This is a genomic window from Variovorax sp. E3 (genome assembly GCF_016082275.1).
Classification (GTDB): Bacteria; Pseudomonadota; Gammaproteobacteria; order Burkholderiales; family Burkholderiaceae_C; genus Variovorax.
Map to the genome: position 1 here is coordinate 1 of NZ_MOWM01000058.1, position 24,573 is coordinate 24,573.

Annotated in this window: 22 protein-coding genes and 3 pseudogenes; 12 read left to right on the forward strand and 13 right to left on the reverse strand. The window is 66.7% G+C overall.

Going from position 1 to position 24,573, the window contains the following annotated elements:
* From BMG07_RS20310 to BMG07_RS20335, 6 genes and pseudogenes are all read left to right on the forward strand, one after another.
* A pseudogene (locus BMG07_RS20310) lies at positions 1 to 641 on the forward strand (histone deacetylase family protein); the annotation flags it as partial.
* Positions 642 to 778: 137 nt separating this feature from the next.
* The gene (locus BMG07_RS20315) at positions 779 to 1,753 is read left to right on the forward strand and encodes a tripartite tricarboxylate transporter substrate binding protein (RefSeq protein ID WP_198086070.1); all 975 of its coding nucleotides are present in this window, start codon (positions 779 to 781) and stop codon (positions 1,751 to 1,753) included.
* 79 nt (positions 1,754 to 1,832) lie between these two features.
* Positions 1,833 to 3,392 carry a class I SAM-dependent DNA methyltransferase gene (locus tag BMG07_RS20320; protein WP_198086071.1) on the forward strand — a complete coding sequence of 520 codons (1,560 nt, stop codon included), beginning with the start codon at positions 1,833 to 1,835 and terminating at the stop codon, positions 3,390 to 3,392.
* Positions 3,382 to 4,701 (forward strand): restriction endonuclease subunit S, encoded by a 1,320-nt coding sequence (locus BMG07_RS20325; protein ID WP_198086072.1) that lies wholly within the window; start codon positions 3,382 to 3,384, stop codon positions 4,699 to 4,701. The genes BMG07_RS20320 and BMG07_RS20325 overlap by 11 nt, the downstream gene beginning before the upstream one ends.
* Before the next feature lie 413 nt (positions 4,702 to 5,114).
* Entirely contained in the window at positions 5,115 to 5,672 is a 558-nt protein-coding gene (locus BMG07_RS44215) for a DUF4357 domain-containing protein (RefSeq protein WP_307867027.1), read from the forward strand.
* Between the two features lie 62 nt (positions 5,673 to 5,734).
* A pseudogene (locus BMG07_RS20335) lies at positions 5,735 to 8,936 on the forward strand (type I restriction endonuclease subunit R).
* Between the two features lie 18 nt (positions 8,937 to 8,954).
* Here BMG07_RS20335 and BMG07_RS20340 read toward each other — a convergent pair.
* Positions 8,955 to 9,530 carry a TetR/AcrR family transcriptional regulator gene (locus BMG07_RS20340; protein WP_198086073.1) on the reverse strand — a complete coding sequence of 192 codons (576 nt, stop codon included), beginning with the start codon at positions 9,528 to 9,530 and terminating at the stop codon, positions 8,955 to 8,957.
* Positions 9,531 to 9,605: 75 nt separating this feature from the next.
* Positions 9,606 to 9,815 (reverse strand): hypothetical protein, encoded by a 210-nt coding sequence (locus BMG07_RS44220; protein ID WP_307867028.1) that lies wholly within the window; start codon positions 9,813 to 9,815, stop codon positions 9,606 to 9,608.
* Here BMG07_RS44220 and BMG07_RS44225 point away from each other — a divergent pair.
* From BMG07_RS44225 to BMG07_RS20350, 3 genes and pseudogenes are all read left to right on the forward strand, one after another.
* Positions 9,775 to 9,948: pseudogene (locus BMG07_RS44225) on the forward strand (MFS transporter); the annotation flags it as partial. The gene BMG07_RS44220 and the pseudogene BMG07_RS44225 sit on opposite strands and share 41 nt — an antisense overlap.
* 91 nt (positions 9,949 to 10,039) lie before the next feature.
* The gene (locus BMG07_RS44230; protein WP_307867029.1) at positions 10,040 to 10,870 is read left to right on the forward strand and encodes an MFS transporter; all 831 of its coding nucleotides are present in this window, start codon (positions 10,040 to 10,042) and stop codon (positions 10,868 to 10,870) included.
* 69 nt (positions 10,871 to 10,939) lie between these two features.
* The gene (locus tag BMG07_RS20350) at positions 10,940 to 11,785 is read left to right on the forward strand and encodes a DUF4399 domain-containing protein (protein WP_269759206.1); all 846 of its coding nucleotides are present in this window, start codon (positions 10,940 to 10,942) and stop codon (positions 11,783 to 11,785) included.
* On the opposite strand, the gene BMG07_RS20355 is transcribed toward BMG07_RS20350, so the two are convergent.
* Positions 11,772 to 12,614: an HAD-IIB family hydrolase gene (locus BMG07_RS20355; RefSeq protein WP_198086074.1), complete on the reverse strand. Its 843-nt coding sequence runs from the start codon at positions 12,612 to 12,614 to the stop codon at positions 11,772 to 11,774. The genes BMG07_RS20350 and BMG07_RS20355 overlap by 14 nt on opposite strands.
* A gap of 93 nt (positions 12,615 to 12,707) precedes the next feature.
* On the opposite strand from BMG07_RS20355, the gene BMG07_RS20360 reads away from it, so the two are divergent.
* The 3 genes from BMG07_RS20360 to BMG07_RS20370 all read left to right on the forward strand — a co-directional run bounded on the left by BMG07_RS20360 (position 12,708) and on the right by BMG07_RS20370 (position 15,378).
* Complete coding sequence (locus BMG07_RS20360) at positions 12,708 to 13,703, forward strand: ATP-binding cassette domain-containing protein (protein WP_198086075.1); 996 nt, start codon at positions 12,708 to 12,710, stop codon at positions 13,701 to 13,703.
* A gap of 62 nt (positions 13,704 to 13,765) precedes the next feature.
* The gene (locus BMG07_RS20365; RefSeq protein ID WP_269759210.1) at positions 13,766 to 14,542 is read left to right on the forward strand and encodes an ABC transporter permease; all 777 of its coding nucleotides are present in this window, start codon (positions 13,766 to 13,768) and stop codon (positions 14,540 to 14,542) included.
* Positions 14,543 to 14,574: 32 nt separating this feature from the next.
* Positions 14,575 to 15,378 carry an ABC transporter permease gene (locus BMG07_RS20370; protein WP_198086077.1) on the forward strand — a complete coding sequence of 268 codons (804 nt, stop codon included), beginning with the start codon at positions 14,575 to 14,577 and terminating at the stop codon, positions 15,376 to 15,378.
* Between the two features lie 3 nt (positions 15,379 to 15,381).
* Here BMG07_RS20370 and BMG07_RS20375 read toward each other — a convergent pair whose 3' ends face one another.
* From BMG07_RS20375 to BMG07_RS20420, 10 genes are all read right to left on the reverse strand, one after another.
* Positions 15,382 to 16,035: an SIMPL domain-containing protein gene (locus BMG07_RS20375; RefSeq protein WP_198086078.1), complete on the reverse strand. Its 654-nt coding sequence runs from the start codon at positions 16,033 to 16,035 to the stop codon at positions 15,382 to 15,384.
* A 9-nt stretch (positions 16,036 to 16,044) separates the two neighbouring features.
* Complete coding sequence (locus BMG07_RS20380) at positions 16,045 to 17,673, reverse strand: peptide chain release factor 3 (protein WP_198086097.1); 1,629 nt, start codon at positions 17,671 to 17,673, stop codon at positions 16,045 to 16,047.
* A gap of 90 nt (positions 17,674 to 17,763) precedes the next feature.
* A complete protein-coding gene (locus BMG07_RS20385) occupies positions 17,764 to 18,372 on the reverse strand; it encodes a GNAT family N-acetyltransferase (protein WP_269759207.1) in 609 nt (202 codons plus the stop codon).
* A complete protein-coding gene (locus BMG07_RS20390; RefSeq protein WP_198086079.1) occupies positions 18,369 to 19,442 on the reverse strand; it encodes an alpha/beta fold hydrolase in 1,074 nt (357 codons plus the stop codon). Before BMG07_RS20390 ends, BMG07_RS20385 begins: the two co-directional genes overlap by 4 nt.
* Complete coding sequence (locus BMG07_RS20395) at positions 19,439 to 19,888, reverse strand: hypothetical protein (protein WP_198086080.1); 450 nt, start codon at positions 19,886 to 19,888, stop codon at positions 19,439 to 19,441. Before BMG07_RS20395 ends, BMG07_RS20390 begins: the two co-directional genes overlap by 4 nt.
* A gap of 30 nt (positions 19,889 to 19,918) precedes the next feature.
* The gene (locus tag BMG07_RS20400) at positions 19,919 to 20,176 is read right to left on the reverse strand and encodes an alpha/beta fold hydrolase (RefSeq protein ID WP_198086081.1); all 258 of its coding nucleotides are present in this window, start codon (positions 20,174 to 20,176) and stop codon (positions 19,919 to 19,921) included.
* 29 nt (positions 20,177 to 20,205) lie between these two features.
* The gene (locus BMG07_RS44965; RefSeq protein ID WP_374221301.1) at positions 20,206 to 20,457 is read right to left on the reverse strand and encodes a hypothetical protein; all 252 of its coding nucleotides are present in this window, start codon (positions 20,455 to 20,457) and stop codon (positions 20,206 to 20,208) included.
* 393 nt (positions 20,458 to 20,850) lie between these two features.
* Positions 20,851 to 21,345, reverse strand: a complete 495-nt coding sequence (gene phaP, locus BMG07_RS20410) for a TIGR01841 family phasin (protein WP_198086083.1) — start codon at positions 21,343 to 21,345, stop codon at positions 20,851 to 20,853.
* 171 nt (positions 21,346 to 21,516) lie between these two features.
* Positions 21,517 to 22,164 (reverse strand): hypothetical protein, encoded by a 648-nt coding sequence (locus BMG07_RS20415; RefSeq protein WP_198086084.1) that lies wholly within the window; start codon positions 22,162 to 22,164, stop codon positions 21,517 to 21,519.
* A 150-nt stretch (positions 22,165 to 22,314) separates the two neighbouring features.
* Positions 22,315 to 24,438: a hypothetical protein gene (locus tag BMG07_RS20420; RefSeq protein ID WP_198086085.1), complete on the reverse strand. Its 2,124-nt coding sequence runs from the start codon at positions 24,436 to 24,438 to the stop codon at positions 22,315 to 22,317.
* Positions 24,439 to 24,573 lie beyond the last annotated feature (135 nt).

The following is a 24,573-nucleotide window of genomic DNA, read 5'->3' on the forward strand; positions in this document are numbered from 1 at the left end:
CACGGCGCCGCCTGTGCGTGGACGGCGGCGCAGCGCGTCATCGGCGGCGAGCGCGCGGCCTTTGCGCTCACGCGGCCGCCGGGGCACCATGCGGGCGCCGATTTCTTCGGCGGCTATTGCTTCATCAACACGCCGCCGTGGCCGCGCAGGCGCTGCGCGACGCGGGCATCGAACGCGTGGCCGTGCTCGACGTCGACTACCACCACGGCAACGGCACGCAGGCCATCTTCTACGAGCGCGACGACGTGCACTTCGCCAGCCTGCACGGCGACCCGCTGACCGACTACCCCTACTACCTGGGCCATGCCGACGAACGCGGCGCGGGCAGGGGCGAGGGCTTCAACCACAACCTGCCGCTGCCGCGCGGCACCGACTTCGCGGCGTGGCGCGCGGCGCTGAAGACGGCGCTGGCGCGCATCGCGGCGGTGAAGGCGGGCGCGCTCGTGGTCTCGCTGGGTGTCGACACCTTCGAGGGTGACCCGATCTCCGGCTTCAAGCTGAAAAGCGACGACTACCTGCGCATGGGCCAAGACCTGGCGCGCGCGGGCCTGCCGACCGTGTTCGTGTTCGAAGGCGGCTACGCGGTGGCCGAAGTGGGCGTGAACGCGGTGAACGTGCTCGAAGGCTTCGCGCAGGCGTAGCCGGCGCTGCTGACGCGCAGGCGACTCGGAACGGCCGAATCCCCTCTGTCCGGGCGGGAAATCAGGGCCTCCCCGATTGCCTTCGGCGGGCCGGCGGGGCCCAATCGGCGCTTCCCCAAGTCAGGATCCAGTCAGCCATGCTTCGCCGTTCCACTTTCTTCCGTGCCGCCACGCTGCTTGCCGCGTGCGGCCTCGCGTCTCCCCTGGCTGCCTTCGCGCAGGGCTTTCCGGCCAAGCCAATCAAGCTGGTCATCGCGTTCCCCGCGGGCGGCCCGACCGACATCACCATGCGCCAGCTCGCCGACAACGCGAGCAAGATCCTCGGCCAGCCGGTGATCATCGACAACAAGCCCGGCGCCGGCGGCACCTTGCCCGCGCAGGCGCTGCAGACCTCGCAGCCCGACGGCTACACCGTCGCGCAGATCCCGCTCGGCGTGTTCCGCCTGGGCTACACCACCAAGATCAACTGGGACCCGCTGAAGGACATCACGTACGTGCTGAACGTCACGGGCTACGCCTTCGGCATCGTGGTGCCGGCCAACAGCCCGTTCAAGACCTGGGCCGACTTCGTCGCCTACGCCAAGGCCAACCCCGGCAAGCTCACCTACGGCTCGACCGGCACGCTGACCAGCCCGCACCTGACGACCGAGATCGTTGCGCAGAAGGCCGGCATCGAGCTGCAGCACGTGCCCTACAAGGGCAGCGCCGACCTGATGCTCGCCGTGGTCAGCGGCCAGCTGATGGCCGCCGCCGACAGCACCGGCTTCGCGCCGCAGGTCGAGGCCGGCAAGCTGCGCGTGCTCAACACCTGGGGCGACAAGCGCCTGGCCAAGTTCCCCGACGCGCCCACGCTGAAGGAGCTGGGCTACGACGTGGTGCAGAACTCGCCCTTCGGCATCGGCGCGCCCAAGGGCACGCCGCCCGAGGTAGTGAAGAAGCTGCACGACGCCTTCAAGCAGGCGATGGAAGAGCCGAGCTACGTGGCCTCGCTCGGGCGCTACGACATGCTGCCGAACTACATGAGCTCGGCGACGTACACCAAGTTCGCGCAGGACACGGTGGTGCGCGAGAAGGCCGTGATCGACAAGCTGGGGCTGGCGAAGGAGAAATAAGGCGCTTGAGCTCTTGCGCTACGCTTCCCCCTCCCGGTAGGGCGCGTGGCGCCCTCGGCGAGCCTGACAGCCCAGCCAGATGATCGAAACCTTCAAGAAAACCCTTTGGGCCACAGCCGACAAGTTGCGCGCCAACATGGATGCCGCCGAGTACAAGCACCTTGTACTCGGCCTCATTTTCGTCAAATACATCTCCGATACCTTCGCGGCACGCAATGCCGAGCTGATCAAGCGCTTTGCTGACCCGGCCGATGAATACCATCTGCCCAATGCCACGCCCAACGACGTGGCCGCCGAGTTGGAAGACCGCGACTACTACCGCGCCGCCAACGTTTTCTGGGTTCCCGAAGCTGCCCGCTGGGAGAGCATTCGCGCGGCGGCCAAGCAGGCGAACATTGGCAAGCGCATCGATGACGCGCTCACGCTCATCGAGGCTGAGAACCCCAGCCTCAAGAACATCCTTGACAAGCGCTATGCCCGCGCTCAATTGCCCGACGGCAAGCTTGGCGAACTGATCGACCTGGTTTCGACCATCGGCTTCGGGGAAGACGCGGCTGTGGCCCGCGATGTGCTGGGGCAAGTGTACGAATACTTCCTCGGAATGTTCGCCAATGCCGAAGGCAAGCGGGGCGGACAGTTCTACACGCCGCGCAGCATCGTCAAGACGCTGGTGGCCGTGCTCGCACCGCATCACGGCAAGGTGTACGACCCCTGCTGTGGTTCAGGTGGCATGTTCGTGCAGAGCGAGGAATTCATCGAAGCGCACGGCGGCAAGCGCGGCGATGTGTCCATCTACGGGCAGGAGGCCAACCCGACCACCTGGCGGCTGGCTGCGATGAATCTCGCCATTCGCGGGCTTGACTTCGATTTAGGCAAGGAGCCTGCCGACAGCTTTGTGCGCGATCAGCACAAGGACTTGCGTGCCGATTTCGTGTTGGCCAACCCGCCGTTCAATATCAGCGATTGGTGGCACGGCAGCCTGGAAGGGGATGCGCGCTGGGTGTATGGCGATCCGCCGCAGGGCAACGCCAACTACGCCTGGTTGCAGCACATGCTGCACCACATGAAGCCAGACACCGGCCGTGCTGGCATCGTGCTGGCCAATGGGAGCATGAGCAGCAGCCAGAACAATGAAGGGCAGATTCGTGCTGCGATGGTCGAAGCGGATGTGGTTGAAGTGATGGTTGCGTTGCCTGGGCAGCTTTTCTTCAATACGCAGATTCCGGCGTGCCTTTGGTTTCTGACGAAGAAGAAGGCACCGACTCGCAAGGGGGAAGTGCTGTTCATTGATGCCCGCAAGCTCGCCACCATGATCAGCCGCGTGCAGTGTGAACTGACCGATGGGGTGATCGACTGCATTGCGAATACCGTTGCCGCGTGGCGCGGTGATCGTTCACTGCCTGCCTATGAAGATGTTGCTGGCTTCTGTCGTAGCGCCACGCTTGAAGAAATCGCGCAGCATGGTCATGTGCTCACACCAGGGCGCTATGTTGGCGCCGAAGAAGTCGAAGACGACGACGAAGCCTTCGCCGAAAAAATGCAGAAGCTCACAGAGCGACTGGGTGAACAGATGGCAAAGGGTTTGGAGCTGGACTTGTCGATTCGGAAGAAATTAGGGGAACTAGGATATGAGTTCTGAGTGGGCAGTGAGCACAGTGGGGTCAGTCTGCACGAAAGTCTTTTCAGGGGGTACTCCGACCTCAACAAACGCGGCCTTCTACGATGGAGATATTCCTTGGCTACGAACCAAAGAAGTGAACTATGGGAAGATTTTTAAGACCGAGCAGTGCATCTCTCAACTCGGATTCGAAAACTCGTCCGTCAAGCTAGTCCCGATTAACTCCGTCATTGTTGCGATGTATGGCAACGGAGACACCGCGGGTCGCGTAGCGATCAATAAGGTACCGCTCACTACAAATCAAGCGTGCTGTAACTTGTTGATCGATCCGGATCGGGCTGACTATCGGTTCATCTATTACTACCTAATGGGACGGTACAGCGATCTCGTCGACTTGAAAAACGGCGGGGCTCAGCAAAATTTGAACGCCCGGCTCGTCAAAGAATTTTCCATTCGAGTTCCGCCTTTGGTGATGCAGCGCAGCATTGCGGACTTCTTGGAAGCTCTAGACGATCGCATCATCCTCCTGCGCGAAACCAACGCCACGCTCGACGCCATCGCCCAAGCGCTGTTCAAATCGTGGTTTGTTGATTTCGACCCCGTCCACGCCAAGATGGAAGGTCGTGACCCTGATGGCATGGATGAGACTACTGCGTCACTTTTCTCTAGTGGATTAAAGGTAACGGAATTGGGGGCGGTGCCGATAGGATGGACGGTCGCCCCGATCAGCGACGTAGTGTCAACCGCTGGCGGCGCAACGCCGGATACCAAAAATGAGGCCTTCTGGAGTGAAGGCGTCCATTCGTGGACAACCCCGAAAGATTTATCGGGGCTTGCAACGCCGGTATTGCTGAACACGGAGCGAAAGTTGAGCCCGGCCGGCTTATCGAAGATCGGCTCAGGACTTCTACCAAGGCGAACTCTTCTTCTGTCGTCCCGAGCGCCAATTGGCTATCTCGCGTTGACGGAAATTCCGATGGCCATCAATCAGGGCTACATAGCCATGCTACCGGGAGGTCAGTTGCCCCCGTTGTACCTGCTGTTCTGGTGCCGGCAGAACATGGAACTTATCAAGGCGCGAGCCAACGGTTCGACGTTCATGGAGATCAGCAAGAAGGCATTCCGCCCCATCCCTGTGCTTGTGCCGCCGCCGCCTATCGTCGAGGCCTTCATGCGAGTTGCTGAATCTATATTTGATCGCCTGGTCGAAAACGAAAAGCAGGCTCAAACCCTTGCAGCTCTCCGAGACGCCCTTCTCCCGCGCCTGATATCTGGGCAATTGCGTTTGCCTGAAATTGAGCGCAACTTGCCCGATTTCGTTGCCGCATAAGTGATCGATCCAAACTCTCTAATCATCTGAAACATTGCATTGCTTATGAGTCAGCGGCCCCGCACCATCCAGATATTTCTGCCTGCAGGTGATCCGAGAGGGATTAGAGTCGCAGCCCTGACGACGAGCATCGTGCAGATGATCGAAGTGCCACGCCCACTCCTGCCCGAATTCCTCCTCATGCCCGAATCACGGCAGGTCGGTGTCTATTACCTGATCGGCGATGACGAAGAGAAAGATCAACTGTCTGTGTATGCAGGACAGACCGGCACGGTGGGCAAGCGTCTCAACGAGCACGATCTGGACCCGAAGCGCGAGTTCTGGAATCGCGCGCTTGTCGCTATATCGCTAACGCACAGCCTCACGCAGACGCATGCGATGTACCTGGAGTGGTGCAGCATTCAGCAAGCAACGTGGCCCAGCGCTATTCGGTGGAGAACGGAAATGCCGGGTCCAAGCCGCACACGCCACCTTCGCTGGAAGCGGACTGTCAGGAGATCTTCGACACCATCCGCACATTGGTTTCGACCTTGGGGCAGCCGATCTTCGAGCCGCTTGCCGTTCGTCGAGAAGCATCGCAAGCCGTTGGCGTGCCGACCGTGACGCAGACGAATCCAGAGCCACAGGTTCTGTTTCGTTGCAAGGGGCCGGGTGCCGAAGCGACAGGCCAGTACACCGAAGAGGGCATGGTGGTGTTGGCGGGTGCTCGAGGTCGTGTCGACATCGTGCCGAGCCTCGTCCCGTTGTCTCCGGGCAAGCATCGACAGCGTTTGATCGATGCAGGTGATCTTGTTTTGGAAAACGGCGCCTACGTGTTTCAGCGCGACGTGTTGTTTCGCTCGCCTAGCGGCGCCTCAGACGTTGTGCTTGGCCGCAGCTCCAATGGCTGGCTCGAATGGAAAGACCCCGCCGGAAAAACGCTTGACGAACTGAAGCGCCAGAAGGCTGTGGCTTCGGGTGCGTTGGCATAGAGCCAGAAGCGACACTTTTGTCCAATGCGCACGAGCACATTTGCCTGATAGGTTGAAGAGACATGACCGAAGACCAACTCGAACAGGAAGCGCTCGCTTGGTTGACTGACGTCGGCTACACGCATCGCTACGGTCCGGACATGGCGCCGGATGGCGCAGTGCCGGAGCGGGCGAACTACCGGCAGGTGGTGCTCGCGGTTCGGTTGCGCGAGGCCATCGAACGACTGAACCCGGACGTGCCGACTGTCGCACGAGACGACGCGCTCAAACAGGTGTTGGAGTTGGGCACGCCGGTGTTGTTGTCCGCGAACAGGCAATTCCACAAGCTGCTGGTGTCGGGCGTACCCGTGCAATACCAAAAGGACGGCGAGACGCGCGGCGACTTTGTACGCCTGATCGATTGGGCGAATGCCGATCTCAATGAGTGGCTGGCAGTCAACCAGTTCAGTATCAAAGGACCGCACCACACGCGCCGGCCCGACATCGTGCTGTTCGTCAACGGCCTGCCGCTGGTGCTGCTTGAAATCAAGAATCCGGCCGACCAGAACGCCGATGTGTGGAAGGCCTACGACCAGATCCAGACGTACAAGGAGCAGATTCCCGATGTCTTCCAGTACAACGAGTTGCTGGTCATCTCCGACGGCACCGAAGCATTGCTGGGCTCGCTTTCGAGCAATGGCGAGCGCTTCATGGCGTGGCGCACCATCGATGGCGTCACGCTCGATCCGCTGGGTGAGTTCAATGAATTGCAGACTTTGGTGCGCGGCGTATTGGCACCGGCCTATTTGCTGGACTACCTGCGCTACTTCGTCCTGTTTGAGGACGACGGTGAACTGATCAAGAAGATCGCTGGCTACCACCAGTTTCATGCGGTGCGCGCCGCCATTGGGCAGGTGGTGGCGGCCTCGCGGCCTGGCGCCGCGAAGGGTATTCAGGGCAAGGGTGGCGTGGTGTGGCACACGCAGGGCAGTGGCAAGAGCATCACCATGACCTGCTTTGCCGCGCGCGTGATGCAAGAGCCGGCAATGGAGAACCCGACCATCGTAGTCATCACTGACCGCAACGATCTGGACGGGCAGCTTTTCGGTGTGTTCAGCCTGGCGCAGGATCTCTTGCGCGAGCAGCCGGTGCAGGCCAGCACGCGGCAGCAGTTGCGCGCGTTGCTGGCGAATCGCCCCTCGGGCGGTATCGTGTTCGCGACGATCCAGAAGTTCATGCCCGGCGAGGATGAGGACAGCTTTCCGGTGCTTTCGGAGCGTCACAACATCGTGGTGATTGCCGACGAGGCGCACCGCACGCAGTACGGGTTCGAGGCCAAGCTCAAGGTGCGGAAGGCACCAGATGCTCAACCTGGGTCCAAGGTCATCTCAACAGGCGATGGCCTGGCAACGTCGCACCTTGCGGCCCTCGCGCCATCGCCCGCCTATGTTGCGGGCACGGTCGAGCGCTACCAGGTCGGCTATGCGCAGCACCTGCGCGACGCATTGCCCAATGCCACGTTCGTTGCTTTCACCGGCACCCCGGTGAGTGGTGAAGATCGAGACACGCGCGCCGTGTTCGGCGACTACATCCATGTCTACGACATGCAACAGGCCCGCGAAGACGGCGCAACCTTGGCGATCTACTACGAGTCGCGGCTGGCCAAGCTGCGGTTGAAAGAATCTGAGCTGGCACTGCTTGACGACGAGGTCGACGAGCTGGCCGAAGACGAAGAGGAAAGTGATCAGTCTCGCCTTAAGAGCAAATGGACCGCGCTTGAGAAAGTGGTGGGTGCCGAGCCCCGCGTGGCGAGCGTCGCCGCAGATTTGGTGGCGCACTTCGAAGAGCGAAACAAGGCGCAGAACGGCAAGGCGATGGTTGTGGCCATGAGCCGTGACATCTGCGTGCACCTGTACGACGAGATCGTGAAGCTGCGCCCTGAGTGGCACAACGTCGACCCCGAGAAGGGCGCCGTCAAGATCGTGATGACCGGCTCGGCCAGCGACAAGGCATTGCTGCGGCCACATATCTACAGCCCACAAGTGAAGAAGCGGCTCGAAAAGCGCTTCAAAGACCCAGCCGATCCGCTGCGATTGGTGATCGTGCGCGACATGTGGTTGACCGGTTTCGATGCGCCCTGTGTGCACACGCTTTATGTCGACAAGCCGATGAAGGGCCACAACCTCATGCAGGCCATTGCGCGCGTGAACCGTGTGTTCAGCAACAAGCAGGGCGGGCTGGTGGTCGACTACATCGGCATCGGCAATGAGTTGAAGGCCGCGATGAAGGAATACACCGCGAGCAACGGCCGCGGCCGGCCGACGGTGGATGCGCGCGAGGCCTACAGCATATTGGCCGAGAAGATCGATGTACTGCGCGGCATGTTGCACGGCTTTCACTACAGCGGCTTCCTGACTGGCGGGCACAAGGTGTTGGCTGGCGCAGCGAACCATGTGCTCGGCATCAAGGATGGAAAGAAGCGCTTTGCCGACACGGCGCTCGCAATGAGCAAGGCATTCACGCTGTGCTGCACGCTCGACGAGGCCAAGGCGGTGCGCGAGGAGGTCGCCTTTCTGCAAGGCGTGAAGGTGATCCTGACGAAGAAGGAACTCACCGCGAAGAAGCGCACTGACGAGCAGCGCGAGCTGGCCATCCGCCAGATCATCGGGTCGGCGGTGGTGTCCGAAAGCGTGGTTGACATCTTTGATGCGGTCGGCCTTGAAAAGCCCAACATCGGATTGCTGGACGAAGCCTTCCTGGCGCAGGTTCGTAGCCTGCCGGAGCGCAATTTGGCGGTCGAGTTGCTGGAGCGCTTGCTGGAGGGCGAGATCAAGAGCCGGTTTGCAGCAACGTGGTGCTGGACCGCAAGTTTTCAGAGCTGCTCGCAATGTCATAAAGCGCTACCAGAACCGTTCTATCGAAACCGCGCAGGTGATGGAAGAGCTGGTCGACATGGCCAAGAAGTTTCGCGAAGCTGCACTGCAGGGCGAGAAGCTGGGGCTGTCCGAAGACGAAGTGCGCTTCTATTCCGCGCTGGTGGACAACGAATCGGCGGTGCGCGACTTGACCGACGAGACGTTGAAGAAAATCGCGCACGAACTGACCGAGAGCCTTCGGCAGAACCTCTCTGTCGATTGGGAAAAGCGGGAGAGCGTGCGCGCCAAGCTTCGTTTGCTGGTCAAGCGCATCCTGCGGAAATACAAGTACCCGCCGGACCAGCAGGATGCGGCAGTTGAACTTGTGCTGCGACAAGCTGAGGCGCTGGCCACCGAAATGGTGGGCTGAGCAGGGCTTGTTTTTTAATCAGCGGCTTGCCGACGTCATCGCGAACAGCTCGTCCACCAGCCGCGCCGCCAGCGCCGGCTTCACCGGGTCGCCACCGAACACCAGCCGGAACACGATCGGCGCGATCAGGTGGTCGATCACCTGTTGCGGCTGCGGCACGCGCTCCCCGCGCGCGCGTGCCTGCTCCACCAGCGCCAGCGCTTCCCTGCGGCGGTTGCGCAGGCAGTCCGTGTCCGCGCCTTCGTTGGCCAGCGCGGCGGCGGCTTTCAGCAGCGACACATTGCACGGCTGCGCCAGATGCACGATGAGTTCGCGCGCCCAGGCTTGCAGGTCTTCGCGCAGCGTGCCCGTGTCGGGCAGCGGCCGGTTCGGATCGAGCTTGTGCGTGGCCGTCTCGGCCAGCAGCCCCGCCAGATCACCCCATCGGCGGTAGATGCTCGACGCGCTCACGCCCGCGCGCTCGGCCACGGCCGGCACGGTGACGCGTTCGCGCCCCTGTTCGGCCACCAGCGCTTCGAGGGCCGTGCGCACCTGCGCCTGCACCTGCGCGCTGCGGCCGCCGGGTCGCTTGTTGGGAAGGGTGACGTCGTTCATGGTGGGACTTTAACGCAAAGATATTTGCTTTAGATGCTTCTCAAGTCTAGAATCGCAAAAGCAAAAAAAGTTGCATTAAGGATTCGACATGCCGTCCACCTGCCCCGATCTCGCGGTTGCCGCCGCCGACATCGCCACCCGCGCCAAGCCCCGGCGGCTGCCCGCGGGCGCGGCCTTCGCGTTGCTGGCGTCGGTGCTGTTCGCCTTCTTCTTCGCGGCCAGCGCGCCCACGCCGCTGTTCGTGGTGTTCCAGCACGCCTGGCATTTCTCGTCGTCGATGCTCACGGTGGCCTTCGCGATCTACGCGATTGCGCTGCTGCTCTCGCTGCTGGTGGCGGGCTCGCTGTCCGACCACATCGGCCGCCGGCCGGTGGTGATCGCGGCGCTGGTGCTGCAGGCGGTGGCGATGGGGCTCTTTCTGCTCGCGCAGGGCATCGGCGGGCTGATCGTCGCGCGCGTGGTGCAGGGCGTGGCCACGGGGCATCGCGAGCGGCGCGCTGAGCGCGGCGGTGGTCGAGGCCGCGCCGGCGTCGCGCAAGCGGCTGGGCGCGCTCATCACCAGCGTGTCGCCGCTGGCGGGGCTGGCGGTCGGCGCGCTGCTCACGGGCATGGCGGTGAAGTTCTCGGTGCAGCCGGTGCTGCTGGTGTTCGGCGTGCTGGTCGCGGTGTTCGCGCTCGGCGCGGCGGTGGTGCTGTGGATGCCCGAAACCGTCACGCCGCGCCCCGGCGCGCTGGCCTCGCTGGTGCCGCGCGTGTCGATTCCGGTGAAGGCTCGCGCCGAGTTCGCGCGCGGGCTGCCGGTGTTCGTCGTGGTGTGGGCGCTCGGCGGCCTGTTCCTGTCGCTGGCGCCGTCGCTGATGCTGCATGTGTTCGGTGTCGACAACGGCGTGGTCAACGGCCTCACGGTGGCGGTGCTGTCGGGCGTGGGCGCCATCGCGCCGACCCTGCTCGGCCGCTGGGCCGCGCCCCGGCCGGCCATCATCGGCATGGCGAGCATCGCGCTCGGGCTGGTGCTGCTGCTCGCGGCGCTGGCCACGCAGTCGCTTGCGCTGTTCTTCGTCGGCACCGCGGTGGCGGGCATCGGTTTCGGCGGTGCGTTCTCGGCGCTGGTGCAAACGCTGGCGCCGCTGGCGCAGCCGCACGAGCGCGGCGAGCTGTTCGCGGCGATCTTCGTGGTGAGCTACCTCGCCTTCAGCCTGCCTGCGATGCTCGCGGGCTTCCTGGTGAAGTCGCTGGGGCTGCTGAACACGGTGGAGGGCTATGCGGCGGTGCTGCTGCTGATCGCCGCCTTCGGCACCTGGAGCCAGTGGGCGCTGTTGAGAAAGAACGCCCGCGCCTGATTTGTGACAGTCGGCTCCGCCCGCACCCTCGATGCGACAATTTGCATCATTGAGTGACAAGGTGCAAGCATGAGGCTCCGTTCGGGCAGAACACATTCCGCCGCAAGGCTTCTCGTCGCGGCGGCGGTGCTGGCCATGGCGAACGGGGCCGTGGCACAGGCACCGCATCCCGCCGACAAGAAAGACGCCAAGGCCGAGCTGGCGTCCCATTCGTGGGTGGTGCCGCCGCCCAACCTGGCCGCGCTGGCCTACTTCACCAACCTGGAAGACGGCGCCCAGGTCGAGACGCCTTTCGTCGCGCGCTTCGGCCTCTCGATGCGCGGCCTCGTGCCCGCGGGCCACGCGGCGGGCAATGCCGGCCACCATCACCTGCTGGTCGACCAGCAACTGCCGCTGGACTTCAAGCAGCCGCTGCCCTTCACCGAGCACTACCGCCACTTCGGCCTCGGCCAGATGGAAAGCGTGGTCGACCTGCCGCCGGGCCGCCACACGCTGCGCCTGCTGCTGGCCGACCAGGGGCACATTCCCGACTTCGTCTACAGCAAGCCCTTGAACATCACGGTGGTGAAGCAGAACAAGGGCGTCTCCCCGGCCGCCGTGCTGGGCGCGCCGCGCATCGAGGTGCTGAGCCCGGCCGACGGCGCCACGGTGCAGACGCCGTTCCGCGTGCAGTTTCACGCCAGCGGCTACAACGTTTCCGACGCCGCGCCGAAGCTGCCCGACACGGGGCATTTCCGCCTGACGCTGGAGCGCACCGGCCAGAAGCCCGAGGTCATCGACTTCGACGGCGGCCAGACCGAGGTGTGGCTGAAGCCGCCCAAGGGCAGCTACAGCGCCAGGCTCGACCTCGTCAGCAACACCGACGCGGGCACGGTGACGGCGCGCGCCAAGCCGGTCGCGATCACCGTTCCCTGACGCGCCGCGCCGCCAGCACAGCGGCGGCCGCTTCGGCAAAGCCGGTGCCACGCTCGCCCTGCGTCACGTAGCGCGGCAGGTGTTCCAGCTGCGGCACGAAGCGCGCGACGTTCGCCACGCCGATGCTGTGCGCGAAGCTGCGGAACATCAGCTGGTCGTTGGTGGAGTCGCCCACGTAGGCCCAGCGGTCCATCTCGTCGTCGAGCGCGCGGCCCCACAGTTCGCGCACGATCCAGCGCGCGCCTTCGAGCTTGTCGTTGTCGCCGTACCAGCCGTTGATGTGGATGCTGCTCACGGTGGCGTGCATGCCTTCGGCGCGCATCAATGCCACCACTTGCGCCACCGTGGCGTCGCCCAGTTGCACGAATTCGCTGTGGTCAATGGCGATGTCGGTTTCGCGGCCCGGTGAGTCGGTGGCGCGCGCGGCGCCGGAAATCTCGCGCTCGATGCGTGCCAGCACCGCCTGCATGCGCGCGAAGTTGGCGCTGCGCGTGGCTGCGTCCTGCTGGTAGCGCTTCTCGACCTGGCCGTCGGCCGTGGGCAGCAACGCCACCGCGCCGTTCTCGGCCACGATGGCGTCGATGGGCCAGCTGTTCACGAAGGGCAGGCTCCAGCCCACCGGCCGGCCCGTGATCGCGACGACCGACAGGCCCGCGGCCTTGAGCTCGCCGAGGGCTTGCAGCGCGTCGGGCGTGATGGCGCCGTCGCTGGTCAGCGTGTCGTCGATGTCGGTGAAAACGCCGACCAGCGCGCCGCGCGCGGAGGCCTCCCAACGGGTCAGCGGCAGCAGGTGATGGGGCGAGGCGGGCAGGGGAGACGACGCGGGCATGGCGGGCAACAAGAGAAGGGACTGCGATCGTACCGGCGCTTTCGTGTAGCATCCCGCCCCCGCCGCGCCATCGAGGCCGGCGCGGTCTTCTCCATGCCTCATATCCTCGTCGACAACCTCCTCAAGACTTACCGCATCTCCGAGCGCGACCCCGGCCTCATGGGCGCGCTGCGCGGCCTCGTGCACCGCCGCCATCGCACGGTGGAGGCGCTGTCGGGCGTGTCGTTCTCGCTCGAGCGCGGCGAGCTGCTGGGCTTCATCGGGCCCAACGGCGCGGGCAAGTCGACCACCATCAAGATCCTCTCGGGCATCCTGCGGGCCGACGGCGGGCGCGTGGAGATCGACGGGCGCGACCCCTTCGCCGACCGCGAGCGCCACGTGGGCCGCATCGGCGTGGTCTTCGGCCAGCGCACGCAGCTGTGGTGGGACCTGCCCGTGGGCGACGGCTTCGACCTGCTGCGCGACATCTACCGCGTCGACCCCGCGCGCTACCGCCGCACGCGCGACGAGCTGGTCGCGCTGCTGCACCTGGAGCGCGTGCTCGACCAGCCGGTGCGCCAGCTGTCGCTGGGCCAGCGCATGCGCGCCGAGATTGCGGCGGCGCTGCTGCACGAGCCCGACATCCTGTTCCTCGACGAGCCGACCATCGGCCTCGATGCGCCCTCGAAGCTGGCCGTGCGCGACTTCGTGCGCCGCGCCAACCAGGAGCGCGGCACCACCGTGCTGCTGACCACGCACGACATGCACGACATCGAGGCGCTCGCGCGCCGTGTGATCATCATCGGCCACGGCCGCGTGCTGGCCGACAGCCCGGTCGAGGCGCTGCGCGCGCAGGTGATGGCCGAGCGCCGGCTGGTGGTCGACTTCGCGCAAAGCGCCGAGTTGCCCGCGCAGGTGGAAGGCGCGCGGGTGCACTCGCGCGACGGCCAGACGCTGATGCTCGACTTCGACCCCGCGGTGACCACGGCGCCCGCGCTCATCGCGCGCATCGCGGCCGAGCACGCGGTGGAAGACATCCGCCTCGAAGGCCTGGCCATCGAGGCCGTCATCGCGCGCTTCTACGCCATGCACGGAGCGGCCGAAGCGTGACGACGACCTTGCGCGAACTGACGCGCCCCTACATCGCCGCCTTCGTGTCGCGCTTTCTGCAGATGCTGCAGTACCGCACCGCCGCGCTCGCGGGTTTCGGCACGCAGTGCTGGTGGGGTGGCATCAAGGTGATGGTGCTGGCCGCGTTCTACGGCGGCGCGTCGATGGCCGGCACGCCGATGTCGCTGGCGCAGGCCATCACCTACAGCTGGCTCTCGCAGGGCCTGCTGGTGCTGGTGCCGTGGCTCGGCGACCCCGAGGTGGCGCAGGCCGTGCGCACCGGCGCGGTGGCCTACGACCGGCTGCGGCCGGTCGATGCCTATGCGCTGTGGTTCACGCGCAGCGCGGGCTGGATCGCGGCGCGCGTGCTGCCGCGCGTGGCGCTGATGGCGGCCTTCGCGGCCGTCGCGTTGCCGCTGGCCGGCCTGGGCGATTGGGCCTGGCAACCGCCGGCGAGCTTGCAGGCCGCGCTGGCGTTTGTCGCGTCGGCGGTGCTGGCGCTGTTGCTGTCCACGTCGATGGTCATGCTGCTCAACATCGCGGCGACCGCGGCGCTCAACGAGCGCGGCATCAACGCGCTGGCGGGGCCGGTCGTCATCGTGTTCTCGGGCAACCTGCTGCCGCTGGTGCTGTTGCCCGACGCCTGGCAGACGGCGCTGTTGTTGCAGCCGTTCGCGGGCGTGGTCGACATTCCCGCCCGGCTCTACTTCGGGCTGATGAGCGGCTGGCAGGCCATGGCGGGGCTGGGCCTGCAGTGTTTCTGGATCGTGATGCTCGTGGTGTTCGGCCGCATGGCCATGCAGCGCACGATGCGTCGACTCGAAGTGCAAGGCGGTTGAGATGGTCGCTTGTTTTTTGAGCAAGACCTGACATGGGCTCGCTTCGCCTTCTCATCCGCCTCGTCGCAGCCTCGCTGAGCGGCCAGGCGCGCTATCCCGCTTCGGCGCTGATGCTGACGACAGCGCAGTTCCTGGGCACCGGCATCGAGGTGATCGCCATCTGGGCGCTGTTCCATCGCTTCGGCGAAGTGCAGGGCTGGCACCTCGGCGAAGTGGCGCTGTTCTACGGGCTCGTGAACTGCATGTTCGCCGTGGCCGACGCGCTGGGGCGCGGCTTCGACACGCTGGGCACCGAGTTCCTGCGCACCGGCGCCTTCGACCGGCTGCTGCTGCGCCCGCGCCCCGTGGCGCTGCAACTGATGGGGCACGACTTCCGCATCAGCCGCGCGGGACGCTTGCTGCAAGGCAGCCTGGTGCTGGTGTTCGCGACGGTGCAGGCGGACATCGCCTGGACCCCCGCCGCCATCGGCATCGCGCTGTTCGCGCTGGCCGGCGGCGCGGCGCTGTTCCTCGGCATCCTGGTGTTGCAGGGCACGCTGTCGTTCTGGACCGTCGAGAGCCTGGAGATCGCCAACGTGCTGACCTACGGCGGCGTGCAGGCGGCGCAGTATCCGCTGGCGGTGTACGCGCAGTGGTTCCGGCGCGTGCTGACTTTTGTCGTGCCGCTGGCCTGCGTGGCGTACTACCCGGTGCTGGCCATTCTGGGCAAGCCCGATCCGCTGGGAGCGCCCGCGTGGATGGGCCTGGTGTCGCCGCTCGCGGGCTTCGTGTTTCTGGCGGCGGCGTTCGGCGTGTGGCGCTTCGGGTTGCGGCACTACGCTTCGACCGGGAGCTGAGCCTCAGCCGATCAGGAAGCGAATGCGGTAGCGCAGCGTGCGCACCCGCGTGGCGCCGGCCAGTTCCTCGAATTCATTCGCGGGCGCGGCCATGGCGGCTGCGGCACCGCCGAGTGCCCACGTGTAATCCCCATAGGCGCCCGTGTTGTCCGCTTGCGAGCCCAATTCCTCGACCTGCGCCACCGCGCCCAGCGTGACACCCGCTTCTTTCGCAAGAAGCAGCGCCTTGTCGCGCGCATGTCGGATCGCGGTCATGCGGGCCTCGGCTTCGGCGCCTTCCTGCGCTTCGAAGCGAGGTTGCTGCATGTCGACGTTCAGGGTGTAGCGCGAGTTCGTGAACAGCGGCTCCAGCGCATCGAGCGCCCGATAGAGACGCCGTGTCTCGCGGCAGGCGAGCAGCACGCGGTGCGCGGCCTCCTGCCCCACGCCGCGTCTTGAATACCATGGCTGCCAGGTGTCGCGTCCGCCTTCGCGGATTTCGTCGGGCTTCAATCCCGCGTCTTGCAGGATCCGGATCGCGTCGTTGCGCAGGCCCGTCGCTTCGCTCAGCGCCACTTCGGTCTTCGATGCCTTGACGGTGATCGTTACCGTGGCCCGCTGCTCGACGACCGTTTCGATCACGTCGCCGAGCCCCGCGACCTGGATGTAGGTTTCCATGGTTGTTTTTTAGCCCGCGCTCTGCAGCGCCAACCCCGCATGCTCCCGCAGCGGATGAAAGTGGATCTTCGGAAACCGCTCCTGCGCCAGCCGCACGTCGTACGGCGACGTGCACAGGAAGGCCAGCGTGTCCGCCGCGTCCTTGGCCATGCGCACCGGATAAGCGTTGACGAATTCGCGCAGTTCGGCCGGGGTGTCGGCCGTGATCCAGCGCGCGCCCGTGTACTGGCAGCCTTCGAGCCGCACGTCGGCGTCGTACTCGGCCTTCAGGCGGTGCTGCACCACTTCGAACTGCAGCTGGCCGACGGCGCCCAGCAGCATCGGGCCGCCGACCTCGGGGCGGAACACCTGGATGGCGCCCTCTTCGCCGAGCTGGGCCAGGCCCTGCTGCAGCTGCTTGGTGCGCAGCGGGTTCTTCAGGATCACGGTCATGAACAGCTCGGGCGCGAAGAAGGGCAGGCCGGTGAACTGCAGGCTCGCGCCGTCGGTGATGGTGTCGCCCAGCTGCACGCCGCCGTGCGTGGTGAAGCCCACGATGTCGCCGGCGTAGGCCTCTTCCACCGCTTCGCGGCGCTGGCTCATGAAGGTCACGACGCTGGTGGGGCGCAGCTCTTTCGACGTGCGCTGCACCTTGAGCTTCATGCCCGGCGTGTACTTGCCCGAGGCCATGCGCACGAAGGCGATGCGGTCGCGGTGGTTGGCGTCCATGTTGGCCTGCACCTTGAAGACCACGCCCGCGAAGTCCTTGTCCTCGGGCTGGATCTCCTTCACCACCGGCTGGCGGTTGACCATGGTGGTGCTGGTGCGCGACTGCGGCTGCGGCGCCAGGTCGACCAGCGCGTCGAGCACTTCCATCACGCCGAAGTTGTTCACGCCGGAGCCGAAGAACACGGGCGTCTGCTTGCCGGCCAGGAAGGCCTCGCGGTCCCAGGTGGGCGAGGCGCCGGTGGCCAGCTCCATGCTTTCCATGGCGCTCTCGAAGTCGGCGCCGAAGCGCCGGGTGAGCGTGTCGCGCTCGCTCAGCGGAATGGTCTCGAAGTCGTGCGGCAGCCGCTCGCTGCCCGACTCGAACACCGTCATGGCCTGCGTGCGCAGGTTCATGATCCCGCGGAAAGTCTTGCCCTGGCCCACGGGCCAGGTCATGGGCACGCAGGGCATGCCGAGCTCGCGCTCCACCTCGTCCAGGATGTCCAGCGGCTCGCGCACTTCGCGGTCCATCTTGTTGACGAAGGTGATGATGGGCGTGTCGCGCTGGCGGCAGACCTCGATCAGCCGGCGCGTCTGCGCTTCCACGCCGTTGGCGGCGTCGATCACCATCAGCGCCGAGTCGACGGCGGTGAGCACGCGGTAGGTGTCTTCCGAGAAGTCCTTGTGGCCGGGCGTGTCGAGCAGGTTGATGACGTGGTCGCGGTACAGCATCTGCATGACCGACGAGGCCACCGAAATGCCGCGCTGCTTTTCGATTTCCATCCAGTCGGACGTGGCGTGGCGCGAGGCCTTGCGCGCCTTCACCGAGCCGGCGATCTGGATCGCGCCCGAGAAAAGCAGCAGCTTTTCGGTCAGCGTGGTCTTGCCGGCGTCAGGGTGGGAAATGATCGCGAAGGTGCGACGGCGGCGGGTTTCGGCAACAAAAGACAAGATGGGCAATCGGGCAGGGGAATGCCGCGATTTTAGAAGGGCGGGAGTTCCCGCCCGCCGGCCCGGCTTAAAGCAGCCCCGGCGGCGGTGTCAGGCGCCCAGCGCCTCGGTCATGCCGTAGGCCCGCATCTGGGCCTCGAACTGCGCCACGTCGTGGCTCAGCACCACGAGGTCGTGCGCCTGGCCCTTCTGGTCGCGCACGTGCTTGCCCAGCAGCGCCTCGGGCCGGAAGCCCAGGGCCTGGAACACGGCGATGGCGCCGCGCTGGTCGACCGTCATCTGGGCCACCAGCTTGTCGTGCCCGCGCTCGATGGCCAGCGCGCAGGCCTCGCGCGCCAGTTGCTGACCCAGGCCGCTGCCGCGCAGCGCGGGCGCGGCCAGCACGCGCAGCTCGGCCACGTGGCCCGACCACGAATGCGGATCGCGGATCACCGCCGCGCAGCCCAGCACGATGCCGCCGCGCACCGCGAGCACGCTGTCGATGTCGCCGCGCTCGATGGCGCGCACCCACGCGTCCATCACGCGGGGCTGGGTGATGTCGCGCGGCAGGAAGAGCAGGTCGTGCGCGGGCAGGGCGCGCGCGAAGTCGAGCACGGCCTCGGCGTCGTCGGCGGTCATGAGGCGCAGCGCGATGTCGCCCTGCGCGTTGGCCACGGTGCGCGGGTAGGCGCGCGAGGAAGAATGGGATGTCATGGTCATGTCGATCGCACTCCCAGCCAGTCGTCGAGTTTGGGCCACAGCCTGCGGACCGCGTTGGGGCCGGCCGCCAGGCTGACGTGGCCGCCCTTGAGCACCACCTCTTCCTTGTCGGCCGAGCCGATGCCGGCGATGAGCGGCTGCCCCGCCTCGTACGGCACGATGTGGTCGTGCTGCGCGAGCGCGTGCAGCACGGGCACCCGGATGTTCTTCAGCTGCACCTTGCGCCCGCCCAGCACCAGCTCGCCCTTGTGGAGCTTGTTGTCCCACATGAGCTCCTTGACGGTCTGGCGGAAGTACTCCCCGGCCAGCGGCAGCATCTCGGCGCCCCAGCGGTCGAACATGCGGTACGACTTGACGAACTCGTCGTTGTCCATGTTGTCCCACAGCTGCACCACGCCCGCGCCGCGGCCCGCGGGGCGCAGCATGTCGAAGGAGGCGAACAGCATCTCGGGCGGCACGTTGCCCACGGTGTCGATCAGCCGGTCGACGTCGAAGTAGCGGCGGTCCGACCACGCATGGAACAGCTTCATGCGGCTGAAGTCGATGGGCGTGGTGAAGAGCGCGAGGTTCTTCATCGGCCCGCCGGGGTGCAGCGCCGCATACAGGGTGGAGAGCACGCCGCCCATGCAGTAGCCGGCGATGGTGACGTCTTCCTCGCCCGAGTCTTCCTGCACGCGGCGCACCGAGTCGGGAATGAAGTCGAGCACGTAGTCCTCGATGCGCAGGCGCTTCTCGTCGGCGCGCGGCGCGTTCCAGTCCATCACGTAGACGTCGTAGCCCTTCAGCAGCAAATACTCGACCATGCTCTGGCCCGGCGCGAGATCGAAGATGTAGGCGCGGTTGGTGGTGGCCATGACCATGAGCATCGGCACGCGGTAGAGCTCGTCGACCAGCGGGCGGTAGTGATACAGGCTCAGCGTGCCGCGCCGGTGGATCTCGTCCTTCGGCGTCTGGCCGACGGCGGGCGCGGCCGAGGTCAGGAACTCCAGGCCCTTGAGGTTGCGCTGGATCGCGCGCTCGATCTCGGCGCCGATGTCGGGCAGCGCGAGTGCGTCGGCGGTGGCGTTCATGGGGCGCGCCTTGCCGGCTTGCGCTTTGCTGCCGCCGCTTTGGTCGCTGCCGCCTTGGTCGCTGCCGCGGCGGGCGCGGGCTGCGGTGCCGGCGGCTGCCGCGTGCGGCGCGGCCTGGGCGGTGCGTCCGCCGCCGGGGCTTGCGCTGTGCCTCCCCCTTCGGTCGCGCGGGCAATGCGCGCCAGGTGCTCGTCGATGCGCTGCAGCTGTTCGCCCAGCGCCTGGATGTCGGCGCGCGTCGGCAGGTTCAGCATCGTGAGGTAGCGCGCCATCAGATCGCCCAGCGCCTTCTGTGCGCCCAGCGAGGCGTTCATGCCGCCGTGCATGCCCTGTCGGAACGGGTCCGAGGACATGGTCTCGTTGGCGAATTCGTTGGTGCTCTTTTCCCACTGGGCCGTGAGCTCGCGCCACATGGCCATGGGGTCGAGCGGGGAGAACTTGTTCATCCGGGTGCTCCCTGGTGACGGTCGTCCGTGTCAGTGGTCGTGGTGACGGGCCGTGTGCGCGGCGATGGCCTCGATGAGCTGCGGCCACATCGTGATCGGCAGCGCATGGCCCATGCGCGGAATGCGCAGCAGCGAGGCGCCCGGAATCGCGTCGGCCACGTCGACGCCGCAGGCCACCGGCACCAGCGGGTCGGCGTCGCCGTGGATCACCAGCGTCGGCACGCGCACGTCGCGCAGCGCGGGCTTGCGGTTGCCCGACGCCAGGACGGCCGCGAGCTGGCGCGCCACGCCGGCCGGGTTGAGCCCGCGCAGGAAGGTCAGTTGCGCGCGTCGGCGTCGCGCGCCTCGTCGAGCGGAAAGGCCCCGGGGCCGCGCAGCACGCGCCACACCTTCGCGTGGTGCGCCATGTAGGCGTCGAACGTGGTCGGCGTGGGCGAGAACAGCACCGCCATCGCTTCCGGCGTGGGCGGCGGCAGCGTCGGGTTGCCGGTGGTCGACATGATGCTGGTGAACGAGCGCATCCGCTGCGGATGGTGCACGGCCAGCTCCTGCCCGATGGCGCCGCCCATCGACGCGCCGACGATGTGGCTCGCTCGATGCCGATCGCGTCGAGCAGGCCGATGCAGTCGGCGGCCATGTCGCGCAGCGTGTAGGGCGCCTGCAGCGGCTGGCCGGCCATGGCCTGCACCATCAGCGTCTGGATGTCGGGCACGCCCAGGTGCGTCAGGTACGTGGAGTGGCCGATGTCGCGGTTGTCGAAGCGGATCACGCGGTGGCCGCCCGCCTGCGCAAGGCGGGCGCAGAAGGCCTCGTCCCACGCCACCATCTGGGCGCCCAGGCCCATGATGAGCAGCAACGGCGGCGCGTCCGGGTCGCCGAAGCTGTCCCAGGCCAGTTGGACGCCGTTGGCGAGCGTGCGCCGCTCGACGGGTTGCGGGGCGGCGGTCATGGGCGCGTCCGGCTTACTTGCGCTGCAGCAGCTTCGTGACTTCGTCCACGTTGGACTGGATGCGCTGGCGCACAACGTCGAAGGCGTCGGCCTGTGACTTGGCGGCGAGGTTGGCCAGCTCCTTGATGTCGTCGATGGCGCGCTGGAACGACTGGCGGCCCAGCTCGTCGAGCCTGGCGAGGTTTTCCTTCGGGTCCTTGCCCGGCATCTCCTTGGCGGCGGTCTGCCATTCGGTGATGGCGTGCTTGATCATCTCGGTCTGCCGCTGCACCACGGTCTGCAGGCCCTGGTAGGACTTTTCGTTGGCCTGCATCAGCGCCGCCAGGTCCTTGCGGCCGCTTTCCAGCAGCTTGCCGGCGCCGCCGGTCAGGTTGAGGTTCTGCAGCCGGTCGGCCATGCCCTTCAGCGGATTGAGCATGTCCGCGGCAGTCGGCGCCGCCTTGTGCGCGCCGGCAGTGCTGCTGCTGGCGGTGGTCTTCTTGGCGGCGGCTTTCTTGGCAGTGGCCATGGTGCGGGATCTCCTGTGACGGTGAACGGGTGGATGGCAAGGACCGGCCGGACGGCAAAAGTCCCTCGCCACGATACGCCGCACCGGCACGCCGGAGGTTGCCGCCGCGAAAAAAAGGCCTGCGGGATTTCCCTTGGATCTGCCTCGGGTTCCCGCGCGCGTACCGATGGATTACATCGGCGGCGCGAAGCCGTCGCGGCCCGCGGTCACGCGCAGTGCCGTGGGCGTGCCGTTCTTTTCCTGCGCGCTGATCATCACCCTGGCGCCGGGCACCAGCAGGGCGTCGGTGCCGGGGCGGAAGGTGACTACCGGCGCGCCCGGCGGCACGATCACGGTCTTCTCGCCGCCCTTGTAGGTCAGCCGCATCTGCTGGCCGCCGCGCACCGACTTCGGCGCCGCCACCAGGTCGGCGACGGTGGCGTTGGTCATGGTGCTGTCGGGCAGCAGGTCCCACGGGCGATGGCCTTCGCCGGTGCCGCGCGCGGCCTCGGGGAACACCACCACTTCGATGGCCTTCTGCGTGCCGTCGGGCTGCGGCAGGGCGGCGGTGCCGATGAAGCTGCCGCGCTTGATGTCGGACAGCTTGATGCGGTAGACCTCCGACACCGGCATGTCGGCGGGCCGCGCGAGCGAGACGACTTCGCCGCCTCGGTCCTGCACCACCAGCGTCTGCGCATCGACGCGCACGATGGTGCCGCGGATGCGCACGGCGTCGGGCGCCGGCTGGGCGGATGCGGCGGTCGGCAGCGCGGCGGCGCTCAGGCAGAGGGCGGCGGCGGCAAGCAGTGCCCGGGGAGCGTGGGACGGAAGAGTCGGCATGGAGGCTTTCGCAAGGAGGGGGCGGCCAATGTACGTCGCGCCGGCCGAACGTGCAGGCGGCTGTCTTAGGTGTGAATGAGCAAGGGCCGCATGGCGCGCGGTGGCGGCATGCGGCCCCTGCGGGACGGCGCTGGACAGTGCGTCAGCGCGTCAGTCGATCAGGCCGATCTCGAGTGCGCCGGCGGTGGCCGGGTTGCGCGAACCGACCATCGCGAACATCTTGCTGCTCTGGCTCGTGAACTGGATGGTCGCGTTGGGGAACGTCACCAGGCGCATGTTCAGCGGGCCAGCGGCGCCCAGGGATGCCAGCGACGCGTTCAGCATGCCGGCCGTGCCGTCGGGCAGCACCCGGGTCTGCGCATAGGTCGATGCGCCGATGGCCGTGCTGCCCCAGCCGCCGTTGGTGGCGCCGCCGCGCGCGGTGACCGTGGGCCAGGCCGCGCGCTCCGGCAGGCCGATGCGGAACAACGACATCGTGGGCGTCGAGGACACGATGCCGGCCGACAGGTACACGTTCTCGCCGCCGATGCGCGCAATGGCGAAGCTGCCGATGTCCGACGGGTTGGCCACGTTCACGATCTGCCAGGTGTCGACGCTCGCGCCGGCCGAGACGGTGTAGGTCCGCACCGAGGCCGCCGGGCAGTTGCCGATGCTGTAGACCCCGCTGTCGTTGCACAGGTAGAGCACGGTGCCGCCGTTGGCAACCTGGAACTGCGCGATCGTCGAGTCAGCGGTGGTGGCCGTCAGGTTGATGCCCAGCCGGTTGTAGGTACCGTCGAGGCTGGCTTGCGCCTTCACCAGCGCGCGGGACGCCACGAAAGGCCGTACGTCGTAGCTCACCGGCGTGACATGCGCGAGGGCGAACGGGAACGACCCGACCACCGTGTCCGTCGCGAGACGGAAGCGCGCCGTGTTCACCGGGCTCGTGATGCGGCTGCTGTCGAAGACGAAGCTGCCGGGCTCCGCCACGTCCTCGGCGAAGCTGCCGGCGGCGACCGTGCCGGTCTCGTCGGTCATCTCGTAGCGCTTGGTGTCCAGGTTCAGCCCCAGCGACTGCCGCGTGCCGTTGCTCGCGTAGACCTTGTAGCGGCCGTTGCGCGCATCGGGCGCCGCGCCGGTGTCGATCAGGTTGAGCTGCAGATAGCCCTGCGTGTTCGGATTGCGCGCACCGACCAGCACCGAGAGCGCGCCGCCCTGCATCGCGAAGTACTTGCTGCTGCCGCTGAGGTTGACGCCCCGGATGCCGTCGGGCTGCAGCGGGAGCGTGCCGCTCACCGGCATCGTCAGGCTGCCGTAGGTGCCGTCAGGGGCGGTGCTCGTGCGCACCGAGTTCGCGGTGTCGATCAGGTTGCTGCCCCAGCTGCCCGTGGTTGCGCCACCGACGCCGCGGGTGGTGGGCCAGTTCGTCGATTCCGGCAGGCCGATGCGCATGAACTGCATCGCCGGCGCGGTGTTGGCGCCGCCGGCCAGGTAGACGTTCTGGCCGCCGATGCGCGCGACGCGGAAGCTCGCGACGTCGCCGTTGGCCACGTTGGTGGCCACCCAGGCGCTGTCGGTGCCCGGCGTCACCGCGTAGGTGAGCTTGGAGGCCGTGGGGCACAGGTCGATCCGGTAGATCACGGCGCTGTTGCACAGCTCGAGCACGGTGCCGCTGCCCGACAGGCGCATGGCCAGAATCAAAGAGTCCTGCGCGTTGCCGGGGCTGCGCGTGACGCTGAAGCGGTTGTAGGTGCCGTCCAGCGCCGCCGCCGTGGTGACGAAGTCGCGCGCCGCCACGAAGGGCTGCGGCGCGTAGACCGCGGGGCTCGAATACGCCGTCTGGAACGGGAACGCACCGACGACCGTGTCCGTCGTCACGCGAAAGCGCGACGTGTTGGCGGCCGTGGTGATGCGGCTGCTGGCGAAGACGTAGGTGCCCGGTTCGGTGATGTCCTCGGCGAAGGTGCCGGACTCGGCCGCGCCGAGGTTGTCGGTCATGGTGTAGCTGCCGGCGTCGAAGTCCAGCGCCAGTTGCTGCTGCGTGCCGTTGGCCGCGTAGACGCGGTAGGTGCCGCTGCGCGGATCGGCGCCCGGCAACGCGGCCTTGCTCCGGGCGAACTGCGCGGACGCCGGTTCGGCCGCCGCGTCAGGCGCCGCCGCCGCCTGTGCCTGCGGCCCGGCGTTCAGCCCCGCCAGCGGCAGTCCGCCACCCGCGCCGCCGCCGCTCGCCCCCACCCCGCAAGCCGCCAGCAAGGCGGCCAGTCCACAAGCACCGAGATATCTCGTCATCTTCATGTTGAGCCCTCTTCTTTGTTCGATGAGGCCCGGCAGCGCGCCGGCTGGCGGCTGAACCGGACCTGTGTCAATCGTAAAAAGAGGTGTCTTCAACGCTGAGGCTGGCAAATGTCAGCCGAAGCCGACCGAAGCGGA

What these genes read in the sequence shown, in the direction of transcription:
- BMG07_RS20325 (WP_198086072.1), top strand. Translation starts at nt 3,382, where the DNA reads ATGAGTTCTGAGTGGGCAGTGAGCACAGTGGGGTCAGTCTGCACGAAA.
- BMG07_RS20420 (WP_198086085.1), bottom strand. Translation starts at nt 24,438, where the DNA reads ATGAAGATGACGAGATATCTCGGTGCTTGTGGACTGGCCGCCTTGCTG.
- BMG07_RS20390 (WP_198086079.1), bottom strand. Translation starts at nt 19,442, where the DNA reads ATGAACGCCACCGCCGACGCACTCGCGCTGCCCGACATCGGCGCCGAG.
- BMG07_RS20395 (WP_198086080.1), bottom strand. Translation starts at nt 19,888, where the DNA reads ATGAACAAGTTCTCCCCGCTCGACCCCATGGCCATGTGGCGCGAGCTC.
- BMG07_RS20415 (WP_198086084.1), bottom strand. Translation starts at nt 22,164, where the DNA reads ATGCCGACTCTTCCGTCCCACGCTCCCCGGGCACTGCTTGCCGCCGCC.
- BMG07_RS20375 (WP_198086078.1), bottom strand. Translation starts at nt 16,035, where the DNA reads ATGGAAACCTACATCCAGGTCGCGGGGCTCGGCGACGTGATCGAAACG.
- BMG07_RS20360 (WP_198086075.1), top strand. Translation starts at nt 12,708, where the DNA reads ATGCCTCATATCCTCGTCGACAACCTCCTCAAGACTTACCGCATCTCC.
- BMG07_RS20340 (WP_198086073.1), bottom strand. Translation starts at nt 9,530, where the DNA reads ATGAACGACGTCACCCTTCCCAACAAGCGACCCGGCGGCCGCAGCGCG.
- BMG07_RS20365 (WP_269759210.1), top strand. Translation starts at nt 13,766, where the DNA reads ATGCTGCAGTACCGCACCGCCGCGCTCGCGGGTTTCGGCACGCAGTGC.
- BMG07_RS20350 (WP_269759206.1), top strand. Translation starts at nt 10,940, where the DNA reads ATGAGGCTCCGTTCGGGCAGAACACATTCCGCCGCAAGGCTTCTCGTC.
- BMG07_RS20320 (WP_198086071.1), top strand. Translation starts at nt 1,833, where the DNA reads ATGATCGAAACCTTCAAGAAAACCCTTTGGGCCACAGCCGACAAGTTG.
- BMG07_RS20385 (WP_269759207.1), bottom strand. Translation starts at nt 18,372, where the DNA reads ATGACCATGACATCCCATTCTTCCTCGCGCGCCTACCCGCGCACCGTG.
- phaP (WP_198086083.1), bottom strand. Translation starts at nt 21,345, where the DNA reads ATGGCCACTGCCAAGAAAGCCGCCGCCAAGAAGACCACCGCCAGCAGC.
- BMG07_RS20370 (WP_198086077.1), top strand. Translation starts at nt 14,575, where the DNA reads ATGGGCTCGCTTCGCCTTCTCATCCGCCTCGTCGCAGCCTCGCTGAGC.
- BMG07_RS20315 (WP_198086070.1), top strand. Translation starts at nt 779, where the DNA reads ATGCTTCGCCGTTCCACTTTCTTCCGTGCCGCCACGCTGCTTGCCGCG.
- BMG07_RS44965 (WP_374221301.1), bottom strand. Translation starts at nt 20,457, where the DNA reads ATGGGCGGCGCCATCGGGCAGGAGCTGGCCGTGCACCATCCGCAGCGG.
- BMG07_RS20355 (WP_198086074.1), bottom strand. Translation starts at nt 12,614, where the DNA reads ATGCCCGCGTCGTCTCCCCTGCCCGCCTCGCCCCATCACCTGCTGCCG.